This window comes from Pseudoxanthomonas sp. LjRoot125, assembly GCF_964252705.1.
Classification (GTDB): domain Bacteria; phylum Pseudomonadota; class Gammaproteobacteria; order Xanthomonadales; family Xanthomonadaceae; genus Pseudoxanthomonas_A.
Window position 1 is genome coordinate 1 of the sequence record NZ_CAXUOY020000008.1, and the last position, 3,159, is coordinate 3,159.

Consider the following 3,159-nt stretch of genomic DNA (forward strand, 5'->3'; position numbering starts at 1 on the left):
TGGTCGCCCAGGTGTAGTACGCGCCGACGGTCTCGCGAATGGCCCGGTAACCGAAGTCCAGCGTCAGCCTGTCGGTGACTTTCACCCGCGTGCCCGCGCTCGCGGCATCGCGTTCACCGCCATCGGGATTGCGGTCCTCGCTGCGCAGGCCTTCGGCGTACAGCTCGAAGCGCTCGTTGAGGCGCCAGCGCGTGTTCACGCTGTACTCGCCGCGGCCGCCGTACAGCGGCGACGCCGGGTTGTTGAACGCGGGATCGGACTGGCCGGCGAACAGTTTGAAGTCCAGCGCCTTGCCTGCGTGGCCCAGTTCGACCCGCCATGCATCGCCTTCCACCAGCCCGCTCAAGCCCTGCAGGCCCGGCGTGCCGTATTGGTTGACGCTGTTGGTGTTGACTTCGCTGCGCGTGCGCGCGGCTTCGGCCACCAGCCAGGTGTTGGCGCCCAGCTTGTAGCCGATGTTCGCGCTGCCCATCTCGAACGCCGCGAACGGGTTGCGGTCGTCCACGTAGGAGCCGCCAATCTCGCCGCGCGCGCCGACGCGCAGCTGCGCATCCGCACCGAGCACCAGGAACTTCTCGGTGCCCTGGTCCAGTTCGTAGGTGATGCGCAGCGACACCGGGTTGAGGTCGCTGTCGAACGAGGGCAGGAAGCTGTTGAGCAGGATGCGCCCGGAGAACGGCTCGAAGCTGTAGTCGACCAGCCGGCCGAGCGGACGCACCGAGACGATGCGCGAGGGCTGGTTGCGGTCGCGCACGACCACTTCCACGCGCTCGCTGCCTTCCAGCACCGCGTTGTTGCGAAGGCCGTACGGACCGCTGCCTGCGGCCGGCAGCTCTTCGATCACCTGGCGCAGCGAGTCTTCGATGGCGAACACGTTGCCGCGCACGCGCGTATTCTCGAAGTGCCAACCCAGGCCGGTCGCGGTGCGGTTGTAGGTACCCAGCACGCGCTGGCCGGCGCGGGCGCCGAAATCCACGCCGGTCTGCGTGGCGATGTTGTCGCCGGTCTGGAAATCGCCGTACAGCAGGTAGCTACGGTCCTTGTCCACGCGCACGTACAGGCGCTCGGCCGACCGCGCGTCGAAGCCGCGCAGCGATGCATCGCCATACACCGGATAGAACTCCTCAGGCTGGATGTCGCGCAGCAGGCGCGCGCGCACTTCCTTGTCCGAGTCGTAGGCGGCGGTCAGCAGGTACTCGCCCTTGATCGTGCCCTTGACGAAGAACGCAGCACGCGCCGCGCCGTTGGCCTTGCCGCTGTTGAACTGCTTCTCCCAGCGGCGGATCTCGCGCTCGAACCCGTCGCCTTGCTGCGTGCCGTTGATCAGGCTGTCGCCCTTGCGGCGGAAGTTGATGACGCCTTCGATCAGGCCCGTTGCGATCAGCTCGCGCATCTCCGGCACGAAACCGATGACGCCCTCGGCGCTGTGGCTGCCCGAGGTCACTCGCAACAGCACGTCCTGCGGATCATGCGGCGCCAGCAGCTCGAACTCGGCGCGCCCGTCGCGCACCGGCAACTGGATGCCGGGCGTGACTTCATCGGCGTCCAACCGGCCCGGGCCGAACTCGTCCGTGCGACCGTCGGCCAGCTTGATGCGGCCGCCGCTGTGCTCGATGGTGGCGAAGGACTCGCCCGCCATCGGCTTGCCGTCGGCGCCATACAGCTGCACCACCACCTTGACCGGCGACTGACCGTCGGCCGGCACGCCGTCGCGGTCGACCTCGACCACCACGCGGTCCACGCCGACGTTGACGCTGTAGTCGACGTTGCCGGGCTGCGCGTACAGCGGCTGCGGTGCGCGGTCCTGCGATTCGGGCGACTGCGGGTACAGCGGCGTGGCCTGGCCCAGCACCGGGGTGAACCGCGGGTCGCCGGAGACGGCCTGCGCCTGCACGAGCGCCGGCGTCACCGCCAGGGCCAGGGCCAGCGCGAGGGGATGGAACGAGGGACGCGGAGCACGCATGGCACGGGATTCCATGAAGATCGACGGACGCGGGGCGAAGCGGCTCATGGCTGCACCTCCCCGTTGCGTGCGCCGTCCGTGGTGGTCGGCCCGCTGGTCGGTCTGGGGTCGACGATCGGCCGCTGATTGGCCGAATCGGTGCCCTGCTGCGGCGCGCGTGCCGGCTTGCTCTCGAAGCGCAGCGGCTGCTGGTTGCGCTCGGTCTCCGGCGCGCGGATCTCGCCCTGCGTGCGGCGTGCCTTCACCTGCTCGATCACCGGGTTGGAACAGCTGCCCTCGATGAAGTCGGCGCGATGCAGCTCGCCGTTCTTGAGATCGATGAACAGGCTGTCCGCGTCGCCCAGGTTGCGGTTGCTGCTGGTGGTCAGGCGCGAACCCACGGGCAGGGTCGACGGATCGACCTTCAGCGTGTGGCTCTTCGGCGGCAGGCCGCAGTAGCTGTACTTGCCTTCCACGTCGCTCACCATCCAGGTGCCGTCCTCGAAGTACATGCGCACGCCGGGGATGCCCAGCTCTTCCTTGTCCTGCACGTGGTTGACGTTGCAGTCCACGAAGATCTTGCCGAGCACGCAGCCTTCGTCGGCGAACACGCCACCGCTGACGATCACGCGGTACTCGGCCGGATTGGACGGCACCACGCCGCCGTTCGGATACGGCGTCAACGTGGTCGGATCCACGCAACCGCCATCGATCGAGCAGCCCCAGGCGCGCGCACGGTTGATGCCGTCGCCTTGCTGGCTGCCGACGCCCACGCGTACGCGGTACGTCAGCACCTTCTGCTGGCCGACCGCGAGCGGACCGACATCGAACACCAGCGTCGGGCCCGGCTTGCCAAGCGGATTGGCGATGCCGGCGTTGTCGACGCGCGCGGTGCCATCGATGAAGGTGAAGCCGTGCGGCAGGCGATCGATCACGTTGACCGTGCCCATCGATGCACCCGCGGTCTGGCGGATGGTGATCGTGTAGACCAGGCTGTCGCCGACTTCCACCGTCTTGCGGTCGCCGGTCTTGGTGATCACCAGGCCCGGCGCGATCTGCGGATCGAGCGGGATGTGGTTGTGCACCGGCACGGCCACGCCCGAACCCAGCGTCAGTTCCAGGTAGTACGTCGTCGACGTACCGACAGGACCCGTCGGTGCGGTCGCGTTCGTCTGCACCGGATAGCCTTCGCCCGGCGACGACGGCGGCGTCAGCGA

The 3,159-nt window shown here is 68.4% G+C and carries 1 protein-coding gene and 1 pseudogene; both read right to left on the bottom strand.

Going from position 1 to position 3,159, the window contains the following annotated elements:
• A pseudogene (locus tag ACSION_RS18700) lies at positions 1–2,011 on the bottom strand (hypothetical protein); the annotation flags it as partial.
• Positions 2,008–3,159, bottom strand: a 1,152-nt coding sequence (locus ACSION_RS18705; RefSeq protein ID WP_435307266.1) for a hypothetical protein, incomplete at its 5' end; no start/stop codon positions are given. The gene ACSION_RS18705 and the pseudogene ACSION_RS18700, both read right to left, overlap by 4 nt.